The 15,460-nt window shown below is 60.4% G+C and carries 11 protein-coding genes, 1 pseudogene and 2 riboswitches; of the genes and pseudogenes, 8 read left to right on the top strand and 4 right to left on the bottom strand.

Annotation, left to right across the window (positions count from 1 at the left end; all coding sequences use genetic code 11):
• Positions 1 to 17 precede the first annotated feature (17 nt).
• Positions 18 to 1,298 carry an FIST C-terminal domain-containing protein gene (locus tag ASD05_RS23770; protein ID WP_056597620.1) on the top strand — a complete coding sequence of 427 codons (1,281 nt, stop codon included), beginning with the start codon at positions 18 to 20 and terminating at the stop codon, positions 1,296 to 1,298.
• 6 nt (positions 1,299 to 1,304) lie between these two features.
• Here the strand turns inward: ASD05_RS23770 and ASD05_RS23765 are convergent, their stop codons facing one another.
• The gene (locus ASD05_RS23765; RefSeq protein ID WP_056597619.1) at positions 1,305 to 2,606 is read right to left on the bottom strand and encodes a D-amino acid dehydrogenase; all 1,302 of its coding nucleotides are present in this window, start codon (positions 2,604 to 2,606) and stop codon (positions 1,305 to 1,307) included.
• A gap of 91 nt (positions 2,607 to 2,697) precedes the next feature.
• Positions 2,698 to 2,803, bottom strand: a riboswitch (glycine riboswitch).
• Positions 2,804 to 2,810: 7 nt separating this feature from the next.
• Positions 2,811 to 2,907: riboswitch (glycine riboswitch) on the bottom strand.
• Positions 2,908 to 3,021: 114 nt separating this feature from the next.
• On the opposite strand from ASD05_RS23765, the gene rfbB reads away from it, so the two are divergent.
• From rfbB to rfbC, 4 genes are read left to right on the top strand one after another with little or no spacing between them, the layout of a single operon-like run.
• Positions 3,022 to 4,092 (top strand): dTDP-glucose 4,6-dehydratase, encoded by a 1,071-nt coding sequence (gene rfbB / locus ASD05_RS23760; RefSeq protein WP_056597618.1) that lies wholly within the window; start codon positions 3,022 to 3,024, stop codon positions 4,090 to 4,092.
• On the top strand, positions 4,089 to 4,979 hold the full coding sequence (gene rfbD, locus ASD05_RS23755; protein WP_056597617.1) for a dTDP-4-dehydrorhamnose reductase: 891 nt from the start codon (positions 4,089 to 4,091) through the stop codon (positions 4,977 to 4,979). The genes rfbB and rfbD overlap by 4 nt, the downstream gene beginning before the upstream one ends.
• Before the next feature lie 20 nt (positions 4,980 to 4,999).
• Positions 5,000 to 5,896 (top strand): glucose-1-phosphate thymidylyltransferase RfbA, encoded by an 897-nt coding sequence (gene rfbA, locus ASD05_RS23750; protein ID WP_056597616.1) that lies wholly within the window; start codon positions 5,000 to 5,002, stop codon positions 5,894 to 5,896.
• The gene (gene rfbC, locus ASD05_RS23745) at positions 5,893 to 6,441 is read left to right on the top strand and encodes a dTDP-4-dehydrorhamnose 3,5-epimerase (protein WP_056597615.1); all 549 of its coding nucleotides are present in this window, start codon (positions 5,893 to 5,895) and stop codon (positions 6,439 to 6,441) included. Before rfbA ends, rfbC begins: the two co-directional genes overlap by 4 nt.
• 385 nt (positions 6,442 to 6,826) lie before the next feature.
• Here the strand turns inward: rfbC and ASD05_RS23740 are convergent, their stop codons facing one another.
• Together ASD05_RS23740 and gmd are read right to left on the bottom strand one after the other, a co-directional pair.
• Complete coding sequence (locus ASD05_RS23740; RefSeq protein WP_056597614.1) at positions 6,827 to 7,705, bottom strand: NAD-dependent epimerase/dehydratase family protein; 879 nt, start codon at positions 7,703 to 7,705, stop codon at positions 6,827 to 6,829.
• Positions 7,702 to 8,739, bottom strand: a complete 1,038-nt coding sequence (gmd, locus tag ASD05_RS23735; RefSeq protein ID WP_056597613.1) for a GDP-mannose 4,6-dehydratase — start codon at positions 8,737 to 8,739, stop codon at positions 7,702 to 7,704. The genes ASD05_RS23740 and gmd overlap by 4 nt, the downstream gene beginning before the upstream one ends.
• Before the next feature lie 287 nt (positions 8,740 to 9,026).
• Between gmd and ASD05_RS23730 the strand changes: the two genes are divergently transcribed.
• The 3 genes and pseudogenes from ASD05_RS23730 to ASD05_RS30275 all read left to right on the top strand — a co-directional run.
• Positions 9,027 to 13,904: an FkbM family methyltransferase gene (locus ASD05_RS23730; protein ID WP_056597612.1), complete on the top strand. Its 4,878-nt coding sequence runs from the start codon at positions 9,027 to 9,029 to the stop codon at positions 13,902 to 13,904.
• A 97-nt stretch (positions 13,905 to 14,001) separates the two neighbouring features.
• Positions 14,002 to 14,154, top strand: a complete 153-nt coding sequence (locus tag ASD05_RS30280; RefSeq protein WP_056597611.1) for a hypothetical protein — start codon at positions 14,002 to 14,004, stop codon at positions 14,152 to 14,154.
• Positions 14,154 to 14,355, top strand: a pseudogene (locus ASD05_RS30275) (DDE-type integrase/transposase/recombinase); the annotation flags it as partial. The gene ASD05_RS30280 and the pseudogene ASD05_RS30275, both read left to right, overlap by 1 nt.
• Before the next feature lie 121 nt (positions 14,356 to 14,476).
• On the opposite strand, the gene ASD05_RS30270 reads toward ASD05_RS30275, so the two are convergent.
• On the bottom strand, positions 14,477 to 15,379 hold the full coding sequence (locus tag ASD05_RS30270) for a hypothetical protein (protein WP_157610245.1): 903 nt from the start codon (positions 15,377 to 15,379) through the stop codon (positions 14,477 to 14,479).
• Between the last annotated feature and the right edge of the window lie 81 nt (positions 15,380 to 15,460).

The raw sequence follows: 15,460 nt of genomic DNA, 5'->3' as shown, positions 1-15,460 counted from the left end.
ACGGGTTGGCACGCACCATGAAGTTGTTCCCCTCCGGCCACGCCACCCATCCGCAATGGCGTATGGCGGCCGGCCTCGTGCTGGCCCAGCTGCGCGCACAGATGGCCTTGCCCGACTACGCGTCTTCGCCGACGCTCGGGCTGCTCTACATCACCGACCACTATGCGAGCGAGGCGCAGGACATCCTCGACCACCTGAGCGCGGAACTGCCCGAAGTGACCGACTGGTCGGGCACGGTCGGCGTCGGCGTGTCGGCCAACAACGCCGAGTATTTCGACGAGCCGGGGCTGAGCCTGATGCTCTGTGCCTTGCCGAGCGACCAATACCGCGTGTTCTCGGGCGTGGCGCCGCTGGGCAATTCCGAGATGAGCGGCTTCGAGGCGCACACGGCGCTGGTGCACGCCGACCCGGCCACGCCCGATCTTGCCGACCTGATCGCCGAGATGGCGGGGCGCACGAACACGGGCTACCTGTTCGGCGGCCTGTCTTCGGGGCGTGGCAGCGCGCTGCAGTTCGCGGTTGGCGGCAACGGCAACATCCGCGGGCACGGGGCTGCGGGCGGGGTGTTCTCGGGTGGCTTGTCGGGCGTGGTGTTCGGCGAGGGCGTGCGGCTGGTGTCGCGCGTCACGCAGGGCTGCCAGCCACTGCGATCGGGGGCAGCGCGCGAGCGCGAGATCACCGAAGCCGACGGCAACCTGCTGCTGAAGCTCGACGGCGAGCCGGCGCTCGACGTGCTGCTGGCCGACCTGCAGGTGTCGCTCGAGCGGCCGCAGGAGGCCATCGATGCGGTGCGCAACACGCTGGTCGGCCTGGCTTATGCGGGCAGCGACGGCATCCGCCGCACCGGGGACCTGGGCGCCGACGTGCTGGTGCGCCACATCATCGGACTGGACCCGACGCGCCGCGGCATCGCGATCGCCGACGTGGCCGAAGCCGGCATGCGGCTGAGCTTCTGCCGCCGCAATGCGCAGGCCGCGCGTGCCGACCTGATGCGCATCTGCGCCGAAATCCGCGAGGAACTGGAGCCCGAAGAGCAGACGCTGGCCACCGCGCGCGCCGTGGCGGCGGGCGAGGCCGAGGCGGCGCCGCATCCGGCGCGGCGCATCGCGGGGGCGGTGTACGTCAGCTGTTCCGGGCGCGGCGGTCCGCACTTCGGTGCGCCGGGGGCGGAACTGCAGATCGTGCGGCACGCGCTGGGCGACGTGCCGCTGGTGGGGTTCTTCGCGGCGGGCGAGATCGCTCGCCACCATCTGTATGGCTACACCGGCGTGCTGACGGTGTTCGCCAGCAACGACTGACGGCGATCAGGCCGGCTGCAGCGCGCGCGGCGCGGGCGTGGGCATGCCGGTGAACGCGAAATCGACCTCCGGCGCCAATCCGCTCACGATGCGCGCGATCGACTTGCCCGAACCGCAGGCGTGCGTCCAGCCGAGCGTGCCGTGGCCCGTGTTGAGGAACAGGTTCGGCAGCTTCGTCTTGCCGATCAGCGGCACGTTGCTCGGCGTCGCGGGACGCAGGCCGGTCCAGAACTGCGCCTGCGTGGTGTCGCCGGCGCCGGGGAACAGCTCTTCCACGCGGCGCACGATGGCTTCGCAGCGAACCCGGTTCAGGTCGCGGTCGTAGCCGTTGAGCTCGGCCGTGCCGGCGATGCGCAGGCGGTCGCCCGACTCGGACGTGTAGCGCGAGAACACGAGCTTGAATTCGTCGTCCGTCAGCGAGACCTGGTGCGCCTTCGAGGCGTCCTTCACGGGCAGCGTCACCGAGTAGCCCTTGGCGGGATAGATCGGCAGGCTGATGCCCAGCGGCGCGGCGTACAGCGGGCTCAGGGAGCCCATCGCCAGCACGAAGGCGTCGCCGCGGATGCGCTGGAAGCGGCCTTCGTTGTCGGTGGCCTCGACGTGGTCGATGCTGCCGCCGGCTTCGCGCAAGGCGGTCACCGTGTGGCTCATGAGGAACTTCACGCCGGCCGCGGCGGCCAGGCCGACCAGCTCGCGCGCGAAGCGATTGGCGTCACCGGACTCGTCCTCGGCCGTGTAGGTGGCGCCAGCCAGCTGAGGGCGGATGTGGGCGAGGGCGGGCTCGATCTTCACGGCTTCGTCGGCCGAGATGACCTGGCGCTCGCAGCCCAGGGCGCGCATCTGCTCGGCGGGCGCGAGGGCGCCGTCGAACTCTTTCTGCGTCGTGTAGAAGTGCAGGATGCCCTGTGTGCGCTGGTCATAGTTCAGGCCGGTGTCGCGGCGCAACTGTTGCAACATCGAGCGGCTGTATGTACCAAGACGCACGATCTGCTCGATGTTGTGCCGCGTGCGTGCCGGGGTGCATTCGCGCAGGAACTGCAGGCCCCAGAGCCACTGGCGCATGTCGGCGCGGATGCGGAAGAGCAGCGGGGCGTCTTCCTTGCCCAGCCACTGCAGCACCTTCAGCGGCGCGCTGGGATTGGCCCAGGGTTCGGCATGGCTGACCGAGATCTGCCCGCCGTTGGCGAAGCTGGTTTCGGCGGCCGGGGTGGCCTGCCGGTCGATCACGGTCACTTCGTGGCCGAGTTGCTGGAGGTAGTAAGCCGAGGTCACGCCGAGCAGGCCGGCGCCAAGAACGATCACACGCATTTCAAGTACCTTTGAGGTTGCAACGCTTGAATGGCGGGTGTGGTGTGCTATTGAATCAATAGCAAGCAACCGGACGACCGCCGTCCAAGTTGCCGCTCCCCCTGTCCTCGGTACCTGAGAGATTCACCCGCTGCGCCCGCAGAGGGTTTGCTCCTTCGGTGCGCCACATGGCGTGGCGGCTCTCCAGACGGCGTTTCAGTTGGTGCAGTACAGACCCCTTGTTCGGGCCGACCTGAGCGTTTATGGGAGTTTGCGCCTTCGGTAGGGCCACCGGGGTGGCCCGCTCTCCTGCAGTGGGGCGATTGTAGGCGAGGTTCGTGCGACTACCGACCTGTGACTTTTGCCCATATGAGCGATGGGATAATCATTTGTTAATCTGCCGCACCGAACTTCTCACAAACATTCAGGGGACCCCATGATCCTGGTAACCGGCGGCGCCGGCTTCATCGGCGCCAATTTCGTACTCGACTGGATCGCCAACAGCGACGAGCCGGTCGTGAACCTCGACAAGCTGACCTACGCAGGCAATCTCGAGACGCTCGCATCGCTCAAGGACAACCCGAAGCACATCTTCGTGCAGGGCGACATCGGCGACAGCGCGCTGCTCGACCGTTTGCTGGCCGAACACAAGCCCCGCGCCGTGGTGAACTTTGCGGCCGAATCGCATGTGGACCGTTCCATCCACGGCCCCGAAGACTTCGTGCAGACCAACGTGCTCGGCACCTTCCGCCTGCTCGAATCCGTGCGCGGCTTCTGGAGCGCACTGCCGGCCGACCAGAAAGCCGCCTTACGCTTCCTGCACGTGTCGACCGACGAGGTCTACGGCTCGCTCTCCAAGACCGATCCGGCCTTCACCGAAGAAAACAAGTACGAGCCCAACAGCCCGTATTCGGCCAGCAAGGCCGCCAGCGACCACCTCGTGCGCGCCTGGCACCACACCTACGGCCTGCCGGTGGTCACCACCAACTGCTCGAACAACTATGGCCCGTTCCACTTCCCCGAGAAGCTGATCCCGCTGATGATCGTCAACGCGCTGGCCGGCAAGAACCTGCCCGTGTACGGCGACGGCATGCAGGTGCGCGACTGGCTCTACGTGAAGGATCACTGCAGCGCCATCCGCCGTGTGCTCGAGGCCGGCAAGCTGGGCGAGACCTACAACGTCGGCGGCTGGAACGAGAAGCCCAACATCGAGATCGTCGACACCGTGTGTGCGCTGCTCGACGAGCTGCGACCGCGCGCGGATGGCAAGCCGTACAAGGAGCAGATCACCTACGTCACGGACCGTCCGGGTCATGACCGCCGCTACGCCATCGACGCGCGCAAGCTCGAGCGCGAACTCGGCTGGAAGCCCGCCGAAACCTTCGACACCGGCATCCGCAAGACCGTGGAGTGGTACCTCGCGAACAGCGAGTGGGTGCGCAACGTGCAAAGCGGCGCCTACCGCGAGTGGGTCGAAAAGCAGTACGACGCGAAGGTCGCGGCATGAAGCTGCTGCTGCTTGGAAAAGGCGGGCAGGTCGGCTGGGAACTGCAGCGCAGCCTTGCGCCGCTGGGTGAACTGGTCGCGCTCGACTTCGACAGCACCGATTTCAACGCCGACTTCAGCCGCCCCGAGCAACTGGCCGAGACGGTGCTGAAGGTTCGCCCCGACGTGATCGTCAATGCCGCGGCGCACACGGCGGTCGACAAGGCCGAGAGCGAGCCCGATTTCGCGCGCAAGCTCAACGCAACCTCGCCTGGCGTGTTGGCCGAGGCGGCCCGCCAGATCGGAGCGTTGATGGTGCACTACTCGACCGACTACGTCTTCGACGGCAGCGGCACCAAGCCCTGGAAAGAAGGCGACGCGACCGGCCCGCTCAGCGTGTACGGACAGACCAAGCTCGAAGGCGAGCAACTGGTGGCGCAGAACTGCCCAAACCATCTGATCTTTCGCACGAGCTGGGTATATGCGGCGCGCGGCGGCAACTTCGCCAAGACCATGCTGCGGCTGGCGAAGGAGCGCGAGAAGCTGACCGTCATCGACGACCAGTTCGGCGCGCCGACCGGGGCCGAGCTGCTGGCCGACGTGACGGCACACGCCATTCGAGCCACGCTGCAGGATCCGGCGAAGGCGGGTCTCTATCACGCGATTGCCGGTGGCGAGACGACGTGGCACGGCTATGCGCGTTTCGTGCTCGAACTGGCGCAGCAGGCCGGCGTTGAACTCAAGGCCGGCCCGCAGGCCGTCGAGGCGGTGCCCACCAGCGCCTTCCCGACTCCGGCGAAGCGCCCGCACAACTCCCGGCTCGACACCTCCAAGCTGCAGACCACCTTCGGCCTGCGCCTGCCGCCCTGGCAGGAAGGCGTTGCGCGCATGCTGCGCGAGATCCTTTGAATCTTTACGAGAAAAAGTACATGACCACGACGACGCAACGCAAAGGCATCATCCTGGCCGGCGGTTCGGGCACCCGCCTGCATCCGGCCACATTGGCCATGAGCAAGCAGCTCCTGCCGGTGTACGACAAGCCGATGATCTACTACCCGCTGAGCACACTGATGCTCGGCGGAATGCGCGACATTCTGATCATCAGCACGCCGCAGGACACGCCGCGGTTCCAGCAGTTGCTGGGGGATGGGAGCCAGTGGGGGATCAATCTGCAGTATGCGGTGCAGGCCAGCCCGGATGGGCTGGCGCAGGCGTTCATCATTGGCGACAAGTTCGTGGGCAATGACCCGAGTGCGCTGGTGCTTGGGGACAACCTCTTCTATGGGCACGACTTTGCGCACCTGCTCGCTGATGCGGATGCGAAGCAGTCGGGCGCCACCGTGTTCGCCTACCACGTGCATGATCCTGAGCGCTACGGCGTGGTCGCGTTCGACGCCGAGGGCAGAGCCAGCAGCATCGAGGAAAAGCCGCTGAAGCCGAAGAGCAGTTATGCGGTAACCGGGTTGTACTTCTACGACAACCAGGTCGTCGATATCGCCAAGGCCGTGAAGCCCAGCGCGCGCGGCGAGCTGGAGATCACAGCCGTCAATCAGGCTTACCTCAATCTCGATCAGTTGAACGTTCAGATCATGCAGCGCGGTTATGCGTGGCTGGACACGGGTACGCATGACAGCCTGCTGGAAGCAGGGCAGTTCATCGCGACATTGGAGCACCGGCAGGGATTGAAGATCGCGTGTCCCGAAGAGATTTCGTGGCGCAATGGATTCATCTCCACCGAGCAGCTCGAAAAGCTCGCCACGCCGCTCGAGAAAAGTGGCTATGGCAAATACCTCAAACACCTGTTGATCGACGAGGTGCGATCGTGAAAGCAACGCCCACCGCCATTCCCGATGTGCTGGTGATCGAACCCAAAGTGTTCGGCGATGCGCGCGGTTTCTTTTTTGAGAGCTTTAATCAGAAGGCTTTCGACGAAGCCGTAGGCAAGCATGTCGACTTCGTTCAGGACAATCACTCGCGATCTGTGAAGGGTGTGCTGCGCGGGCTGCACTATCAGATCCAGCAACCGCAAGGGAAACTGGTGCGCGTTGTTCGAGGCTCTGTGTTCGACGTGGCGGTGGACATTCGAAAGTCGTCGCCAACGTTCGGCAAATGGGTAGGCGTGGAGCTAACCGATGAAAACCACAAGCAGTTATGGGTGCCCGAAGGTTTTGCGCATGCTTTCCTGGTGCTGAGCGAGAGCGCTGAATTTCTCTACAAGACCACAGATTACTACGCACCCGCCTACGAGCGCTGCATTGCGTGGAATGATGCCGCACTGAGCATCGCGTGGCCTGATACCGGCGCGCCGCCGCAGCTTTCCGCCAAAGATGCAGTCGGGTCTTCGCTGGACGAAGGCGATTTGTTCCCGTAAGTATGTTGGAGCTTGCGGGTTCGAAGCAAAGAGTTATTGCGGTCGATCTCGATGGAACACTGGTCTGATCGAATCTGCTCGTAGAGAGGGTTTTTTGCTGCTGCGCTAGCAGCCGTTTCTTTTTTTGAAGGAGCCCTTTGGCTTTTGAAAGGGAAGGCGCAGCTCAAACGCAAGGTCGCCAAATGGTGACCCCTGCCACCTAGATGCTGCCATGCAAAAGGCTGTTGGCCGCAGGCAGCATGGCTCGGCGAGCAGAAGACGGCGGGTGATCTCTATTTGATTCGGCAACAGCCTCAGTTTGGAACAGAGGCGAAAAGCCCAAACTGCCATCCACAAATGGAGTGAGCTGTTTCGCGTTGTTGGTAACCCTATGGTGGATCGGAGTTCAAGTAGCCTTGTTGCCATCGGCCGCCTTGAGCATCCGCCGCAAGGTTTCGTCGAGCGACGGTGTGTACAACTGGATGCCCTGCTTTGCAACAAGTGCCTGGAGCTTCGTTGCATTGCCGCACAGTCGGCGCACTTCGTTCTCCCGTACAAATGCGGGATTGATTTCGATGCGGGGGGAGTGTCCCGTCAGGCGCACAAAGGTGTCGATGACGAATCGGAGCGCATAAGGCTGCCCTGAACAGATGTTGTACGTTTCCCCGGGCTCGCCGTATGAAAGCAACTGCAGATAGGCATCGCAAACCATCTGCACATCGTTGAACTCGCGTTCCACGTCCAGGTTGCCCAGCGCAATGGAGTGCTCACGTGCCGCGAAATGCATCGCGAGCTTCGGGATCAGGAAATTGACGTCCTGACCTGGACCGGTGTAGTTGAACGGACGGGTAATCACCAGGTTCAACCGATCGGCATACGTGCGCGCCATGTATTCCATGGCCAGCTTGCTCATGCCGTAATGATTGGCAGGCGCTGGCGTCTGCGTCTCGTCGATGGGCGAGTGGGTGGTATTGCCGTAGATGTTTGCACTGCTGGCAAGGAGCACGCGATTCGGACGCACTGGCAGCTGGGTCAACGCGCTTAGCAGGTTGGTCGTGCCGACCACGTTGACGGCGTAGAACGCCTCGTTGTGGGCATGGCCGACGAAGCTGATTGCCGCCAGATGCACCACGGCATCTGGTGTGATACCTAGCACTTCGTCGCATAGCGCGTTGGCGTTCGTCAGGTCGGCTTGCAGTGCGACCACAGTGTGGCCTGCTGCTACGGCGCGCTCAGCAAACAGTCGGCCGGTGAAACCCTCTGCGCCAGTCAGCAGAATCTTCAAAACGAAAAGCCCTGCGTATTCCGGCGTACATCGGCTTCGACCATCATCTGGCACAGCTGCTCCAGTGTGGTCGCGGGCTCCCATCCCAGCTTGGCCTTGGCCTTGGCGGGGTTGCCGATCAAAAGTTCGACTTCGGCGGGCCGATAGAACTTCGGATTCACGCGCATCACGATCTTGCCGGTTGCCGTATCGACGGCGGATTCGGCTTCGCCGCTTCCCTTGAACTCAACGTTGATGCCCGCACCCTTGAACGCCATGCTCACGAAATCGCGCACGGTCTCCGTGCGGTTTGTGGCCAGCACATATGTGTCTGGTTCATCGACCTGCAGCATGCGCCACATGCCTTCAACATACTCCTTCGCAAAGCCCCAGTCGCGCTTGGCATCGAGGTTGCCGAGTTCCAGTACATCGAGCTTGCCGAGCTTGATCTTGGCGACACTGTCGGTGATCTTTCGTGTCACGAACTCGCGACCACGCAACGGGCTCTCGTGATTGAACAGGATGCCGCTGCAGCCGAAGATGTCGTAGCTTTCACGGTAGTTGATGGTCATCCAGTGCGCGTAGAGCTTGGCCACGCCATAGGGGCTGCGTGGGTAGAACGGAGTTTCTTCGACCTGCGGAATAGCCTGTACCTGACCGAACATCTCGGAGGTTGAGGCTTGGTAGAAGCGAATCTTGGGGTTGACAAGGCGAATGGCTTCGAGCAGATGCAGCGCGCCAATGCCCGTGATCTGTGCCGTGGCGACAGGCTGGTTGAAGCTCACGCCAACGAAGCTCTGAGCAGCGAGGTTGTAAACCTCGTCAGGAGCTGTGTCGCGGATCAGCCCGATTGAACTGCCGAGATCCGTTAGATCGTATTCGATGAGGTTCAAGTCGGGATTGTTCTGAATGCCAAGCTCTTCGATGCGCCAGAGGTTGACGGAACTGGTCCGTCGATAGGTACCGTAGACTACGTAGCCCTTGCTTAGTAGCAGCTCGGCCAAGTAAGCCCCATCTTGTCCGGTGATGCCTGTGACGACGGCGTGTTTCTTCATGTAAATCTCTCATTCAAATAGATCGGGGTCAACGCTCGATGGCTGGAAAGCTCAGAGTGAAGACCCTTGAATTTTGCCGCAAAGACGATCCCGCTCCGCGAGCAGGAACGTAAGCGAGATGGAACTTGCGTCAGCTGTCATGTGATACGGTCTCTTTTCTGACGGCGGACATCGAATCCAAGGCGCAGGTAAGTGGTTATGCTACCTATGTCAACTCGGAAGCTCCGCTTTCTTTGTTCGGATCTTGACCTCCTTCCCCACACCTGCAGGTGAGGCCAAAAAAATAAATGCCTTTCATTTCTTACGCTCAAAATTCTGAAGACGTGATGCTCTGGCGAGCGCTCAGTCACGTTCGAGTCGGCTTCTACGTGGACGTTGGTGCCTGGTCTCCTGATCTAGATTCTGTGACTAGAGCCTTCAGCGACAAGGGGTGGCATGGCATCAATATCGAGCCCAACCCGTACTACTACGCCCAATTGCTCGAAAGAAGGCCTCTTGACATCAACCTTCGGGTTGCCGTCGGCGACCGAATTGGCTCGGTTTCGATGAACTTTATTGGAGACACGGGGCTTTCAACAGTCGATCCGCGAATCGCCGAAAGCCACAAAGCGGCCGGAATGGCCGCAAGGCAAGAAGCGGTCGATCTGACCACATTGGCGGCCATCTGGACAAAGCACATCCCACAGACCCAGGCCGTTCATTTTTTGAAGGTCGATGTAGAGGGTCTCGAAAAGGAAGTCCTTGCAGGGAATGATTGGCAACGCAATAGGCCATGGATCGTCCTCGTAGAGGCCACTCTTCCAGTTGTAGTCCTAGGGGCCGATCTTCCTCTTTCCAGGGTTGAAAGCCATGAGCAATGGGAATCATTGTTGATAGCTGCGCGCTATATACATTGCTACTCCGACGGCCTCAATCGCTACTACGTGGCAGAAGAGCATCCTGAACTGCTTGACGCTTTCAAGTTCCCTCCCAATGTCTTTGATAGGTTTATTTCTGCGGAAGTTGCTCACTACAAAGATCTTGTTCAAACTGCACAAGCACTGACTGGCAAGACTCAGCACGAATTGAGTTTGCTTCGTGAGCGCCATCGAAAAAGTCTGGCGCAGGCGTTGATCAACGCAGAAGCTCTCGAAAGTAAGCGAGTTGAAGTAGAGGCGCGCGAGGCAGAGACGCATCGGCGTGCCAACGCGCAATTGGCTGAATTGCGCGCGCGAGATGCGATGGTGGCCGAAGCCAATCAACGTGCTATCCAGGCAGCACACCAGCATCAAGCCATACTGAATTCCACCTCCTGGCGACTGACAGGGCCCATACGGCGGATCGTTTCGAAAATTCCGGCTCCCCTGCGGAGTCAGGCGAGACGTATGGTAAAGGCCGCGTGGTGGGCTCTCACCCCTTGGCGCTTGCCCCAGCGGCTTCGTTTCATTCACAGCCGAAGCGCGGTCACGCAGGCTGGTGCAGGCACGCAGTTGGCGTTAGCTCATGGCGAGGGCAGCGCAGTGGTGCTGTCGATTCCCCCTGTTGGGGCCTACGCTCAGTGGCTCCGGAATGGCGAGACCCGTTCTGCTCCGGCGACCTTCGCTGCGAGCGAGGGGCCGGTTGTGAGCTTTCTTATCTACAGCGTCGAGTCCGCCGAAGGGCTGTCGCGTACGCTGGGCTCTGTTCGTGGTCAGTCGCACGGAGTGTGGGAAGTAATCTTGTGCCAGTCAAATGCCGCAGATCAAGCGACAACGTCCTTGATCACTCAACTGGCAAAGTCCGATCCGCGCATCATCGTGGTCAACGCAATCAATGGCGGCGAAGCAGCGTGCCTAGAGGCTTCGCTCGCGAAAGCAACAGGGCAGTTTGTTGCCATCCTGGATTGCGGCGATTTGTTGGCGCCGCACGCGCTGAACGAATTCGCCGCAGGGTTAGATCACGCTCCGGAAGCGGATATCTTCTACAGCGACGAAGACGAGGAATCGCCGACGCATTTTCGTGATGCGCCTTACTTCAAGCCGGGCTGGTCGCCCGATCTTCTATACGCGTTCAACTATTTCGGTCGCTTGACCCTGCTTCGGCGTTCGCTCGTCCAGCGAGCAGGCGTTGCTGCCGATGGCGGGACGGCGGTGGAGTGGGATCTCAATTTGCGCGTAAGCGACCTTGCCCAACAGATTCAACGAATTCCTAAGGTGCTGTGCCATCGAAAGCTTGGAAGTGATCGGGGGCGCCCCGCCGCTCTGACGCCAAGAGCGGCGGACTGTCGCGCCGTTATCGAGAGGTATTGGACGCGGCAAGGGTTTGCTGCGGTTGCGGAAACCCAAGTCGACGGTACCCAGCGAGTGGTGTGGCCCATGGAGGAGCCTCCACTGGTGTCGATCGTCATCCCGACCAAGAACAAGGCGCATCTCTTGCGCATGTGTGTGGACGGTTTGTTGCTCGGGACCGACTATGCCAACAAGGAAATCATCATTGTCGACACGGGCTCCGACGAGCCGGAGACGCTGGCGTACTACGAAGAACTTCGCGCTTTTCGCGAAATTCGCATTGTTCATTTCCGGAAGAAGTTCAACTACTCGGCGGCCTGTAACTATGGCGCTTCGTGTGCGCATGGGGAGATGTTACTGTTCCTTAACAACGACATCGAGGTCATCTCGAGGGACTGGCTGCAGGAAATGGTTCGCTTTGCGTTGCGGCCTGGAGTCGGGGTTGTTGGTACCAAACTGATCTTCCCCTCACTCGAGTTGCAGCATGGTGGCGTGGGGATCGGTATCCACCTTTGTGCGCTGATGTATCGGAGCGCTGATGGTCAAGGATGGAGCGTGTTTGGCTCGGCAGATCACCCTCGCAACTGGCTCGCGATCATGGGCGCGTGCCAACTCGTACGACGCGAAGCGTTCGAGCGAGTTGGGGGATTTGACGAAGCTTATCTAGTGGCGATGAGCGATGTCGCGTTATGTTTGCAGATTTGGCGGGCGGGCTACCGTACGGCTTATGCACCACACGCTTGCCTCGTCCATCATGAGGGCGCGACGCGTGGCAATGCAAACCCGACCGAAGATGTACGCCGTATCGCCGACGATATCCGTACCTTGGGAATCGATGAGGATCCGTATCTCCATCCAGAGATGGATGGCACCATGGCGATTCCGACGTTGAGACTCGGCGGCGCACCGTCGGTACGCGACATTCTCAAGACGCGCATCGACCAAGATGGTTCACTGCCTTTGTCGCGATGGGCGTTGGATTTGTTCAACGACGAAGCATGTCTGATGGTGGCGGGGTTGCCGCGCGAAGCGGTGGTGTGGAATCCCCAGCCTGCTCACAAGGTTTGCGATAAGTGGTCGGCTGCGCGTTGGTGTTTGGACTTATTGCGCAGCAACGCCGAAGTGCGAAACCGTTTCCCCAAGGCACTATCAGCGGGCATCTCGGGCGATTTCGTGCATTGGCTAAAGGCCGACGGTGTGGCGCGATTCAGTCTGCCTGCCACGTTTTTTGAGGCGATCGAGGAGCTTTTCTCGACGGACATCTCGGCAAATGCGCGACAGACCTTCCTGTATCGCGCCGATGTTCGCGTCTCGATGCCACATGGCTTGACGCCTGCGGGGCGGCCCGCGCTGTTTCAATGGTTCATTCGGCACGGGCGGCGCGAGGGGGGACTGCGCCTCGAAGAAATTTGGTGGCTGTTCTGGCTGGCGGCCGAGAATCCGTCGCTCGAGTTGGTGCGCGCCTATCTGTTCACACCCTCATGGCAACGCCTTTATCCAGACGCGATGACGGTTTTTGGGCGTCGGGCCTTTGCAAACTGGTTTGCCGCAACTTATCGGGCGGAAGGCAACTGGATCGAGCCATTGCAATGGCCGCTGGACGTGCCCCCGGCCAAGCAATTGCGGGAGGCCTACTATGCCCGGGAGCATTGGCAGACTCAGCATCCGCGTGCGCTTGAAGACGAGAGTAAGGGCGCCGCGTTCATCGACTGGCTACAGTCCGATGAAGTAACGCACTCTGCTGAAGTTAGTGCCTGGTGCAGGCATCTCAACAAGCAAGCAGTCGTTAGGGAGCTTGTAGCACCTGGCGTTAATGTTCTGGGACATTTTTGCTATCCCTCGGGACTCCGGGTGTCGGTTGAGGCACTGGTCGATAGCCTCAAGCGCGCAGGCGTCGCGACTTCTTTGCGTGACATTCGGACGGACAAGAAAGATGATCCTTGTCACCTCGCGTTCGACGGCTTGGAAGACTTCGATATCACCATCATTCATACGCAACCTGAGCCGTTCTTCGAAGAGGTGTATGCGCGAGTCGATCTGGCTGAACGCACCCGGCGCACCTACCGCATCGCTTATTGGTACTGGGAGTTCGATTCGATCCCGGACTCCTGGATCGAACAGGCTGCAACGGTTGATGAGGTGTGGGTCGCAACGGAGTTTGTGGCGAAAGGCGTGCGTGAGCGCTTGTCCATTCCGGTACGCACGTTGTTTCCGGGGGTCAAGCTGGGTGCGTACCAGCGGCGCGATCGCGAGTACTTTGGACTCGAGCGCGGCAAGTACACTTTTCTCTTTACCTTCCACATGATGAGCATCATGGAGCGGAAGAATCCGCTGGGGCTTATCCGCGCCTTCAAGAGCGCATTCACACGGGACGAGCCAGTCTGCCTGGTGCTTAAGACTTCGTTTGGCGATCGCCATCCGGCGCAAATCGAGGAACTGCGCCGGGCCGCGGCCGATAGCAATATCACGATCATCGATCAGGTCTACAGTTCGGACGAAGTGCTGTCGCTGATGGATGCGTGCGATTCGTATGTTTCCCTGCATCGCAGCGAAGGCCTAGGCCTGACAATGGCAGAGGCGATGCTGATGGGCAAACCAGTCATCGCCACCAATTACTCAGGCAACGTGGACTTCATGGATGACTCTAATAGTCTTCTTGTGCCTTATAAGCTCAAGAAGCTCGGCCGTCCGATTCCTCCCTATGATGCCGATTTCGAATGGGCTGAGCCTTCAATCGAAGTTGCGGCCCAATTGATGCGGCGCGTATATGAAAATCAGGCTTGGGCCAGGGAGTTGGGCGAACGGGCAAAAACGAGCGCAGAAAAAAACTTGGCACTTGATGCTGCAGGACATGAAATGTCAAGCAGACTGGCTGAGATCAAGATAACTCTGCAAAACAGGGCGTCACAGAGTTTTTGAATGCCGGACGCGTATGCGGATCTTCTTTGGCTTCTGACCTTGCCCTCGAAAAACGTATCCCTTGCTGAGTGTTTCAATGCAAGCAAGGAGAGTTGAAATGACGAAGACAGCAAGAGCGTGCTACACGCTTGAGTTCAAGCAGGAGGCGATGCGGCTGGTCGAAGGCGGCCAGAGCATCGCGGCGGCGGCGGGTAGTACCTTGGGCGTGGTCGAGCAAACCTTGTTCAACCGGGCCAAGGCACAGCGCTGATCTCGCCCAATCTGCTGAACCGCGAATTCACCGTCACGCAACCGGACAAGGCCTGGGTGGGCGACATCACCTACATCGCCACGGATGAGGGCTGGCTGTTCCTGGCGGTGGTGATCGATCTGTTCAGCCGCCAGGTGGTGGGGCGGGTCGCTGCGCGATGAAATGACGCGCGAACTCGTGATCGATGCGCTGCGCATGGCGTAGTGCAAGCGGCACGCGAGCAAGCAGGCGTGTCTGATCTTTCACCGCGATCAGGGTAACCCGACGCAAGCATCCAACTTTTCACCAGCGTGGATGTCGGACGTACGGAGGCGTGGTGACGTCAGCCCCAATCGCCCGTCATAGTGAGTTGGAGATAGTCGATTCTCGTCTCTGAAGTCCAAGCGCCGTAGGTTTCGTAGCCGATGTTGACGTGCTCAATGCCCCACCTCATCGAATCTACATTCCCGCCGTACTGTGCTGTGACCCGTGCGATCGCCGAAACCAGCCTGTCCTTCAAGTTCGCACGAATGCTGCGCGGCCCACCGTCATGCGTCGAGGGGGTGAAGAAGTCGGCGCTGCTTTCGATGAAGATCGGAAACGAGTGTTGGTCCCTCATGATCTGCTGGGTGCTTTGACGGTTTCGATTGTCGTAGAGCGGAATCTGATACCAGAGGCGATTTGTGAAATCTGCGTTCACAGGTTCAATGTTTCCCGCAGCATCCAATCCAGACAGCAGCAGTGTCAGGGGGAACATGTTGGGATTGTTCGGGTCTGCTGTGCAGTGCGCCTGCGAGTCGCTATTGATGACTTGGAAATCGCACGCCAAGTCAATTGAATACTGTCGCCCGACCGTCAGCAGGGTGTGAGGTGCAGGCAAGGAACCGGGACCCGTGCGAAGAAAATCGTCAACTAGCAGGAGGTGAAGCCATCCCTGGCCAGCTACTCGACATCCTCCGTTGTAAGCTGCACTTCCACTGGTTGCTAGCCGGACGCCCTGACTGGCTTGTCGGACCAATTGTTCCGACGCCGTGTTCATGACTTGCTCGCCGTTCTGCAACTGTGAAAAGCTCGAGAAAAGGCCCCATCGATTTGTTCCTGCACCATCGGATTGATTGATGCTCCAAGCTGGAGGCGCGGCTGGATCGTTACCGTTCGGAACGTAGACGCGCGAGCGGTCTACGTAGTCGCAAAAGTTGCCGCGAAATGCCGGATCCGAAACTAGGTTGGCACTGGCAGTTGGCATGTTGAAGTTGCTCCTTGATCAAATTGCAAAACTCTTCAGTGCGACACTGCTCGAGGGGCATGGGCGCGCCCGTACCGCCGT

The sequence above is a fragment of the Variovorax sp. Root434 genome, assembly GCF_001426595.1.
Lineage (GTDB): Bacteria > Pseudomonadota > Gammaproteobacteria > Burkholderiales > Burkholderiaceae_C > Variovorax.
This window is presented reverse-complemented; position numbering and strand designations above follow the sequence as displayed.

Coding starts and splice junctions, on each gene's coding strand:
- ASD05_RS23770 (WP_056597620.1), top strand. CDS start 18: ATGAAGTTGTTCCCCTCCGGCCACGCCACCCATCCGCAATGGCGTATG.
- ASD05_RS23765 (WP_056597619.1), bottom strand. CDS start 2,606: ATGCGTGTGATCGTTCTTGGCGCCGGCCTGCTCGGCGTGACCTCGGCT.
- rfbB (WP_056597618.1), top strand. CDS start 3,022: ATGATCCTGGTAACCGGCGGCGCCGGCTTCATCGGCGCCAATTTCGTA.
- rfbD (WP_056597617.1), top strand. CDS start 4,089: ATGAAGCTGCTGCTGCTTGGAAAAGGCGGGCAGGTCGGCTGGGAACTG.
- rfbA (WP_056597616.1), top strand. CDS start 5,000: ATGACCACGACGACGCAACGCAAAGGCATCATCCTGGCCGGCGGTTCG.
- gmd (WP_056597613.1), bottom strand. CDS start 8,739: ATGAAGAAACACGCCGTCGTCACAGGCATCACCGGACAAGATGGGGCT.
- ASD05_RS23730 (WP_056597612.1), top strand. CDS start 9,027: ATGCCTTTCATTTCTTACGCTCAAAATTCTGAAGACGTGATGCTCTGG.
- ASD05_RS30280 (WP_056597611.1), top strand. CDS start 14,002: ATGACGAAGACAGCAAGAGCGTGCTACACGCTTGAGTTCAAGCAGGAG.
- ASD05_RS30270 (WP_157610245.1), bottom strand. CDS start 15,379: ATGCCAACTGCCAGTGCCAACCTAGTTTCGGATCCGGCATTTCGCGGC.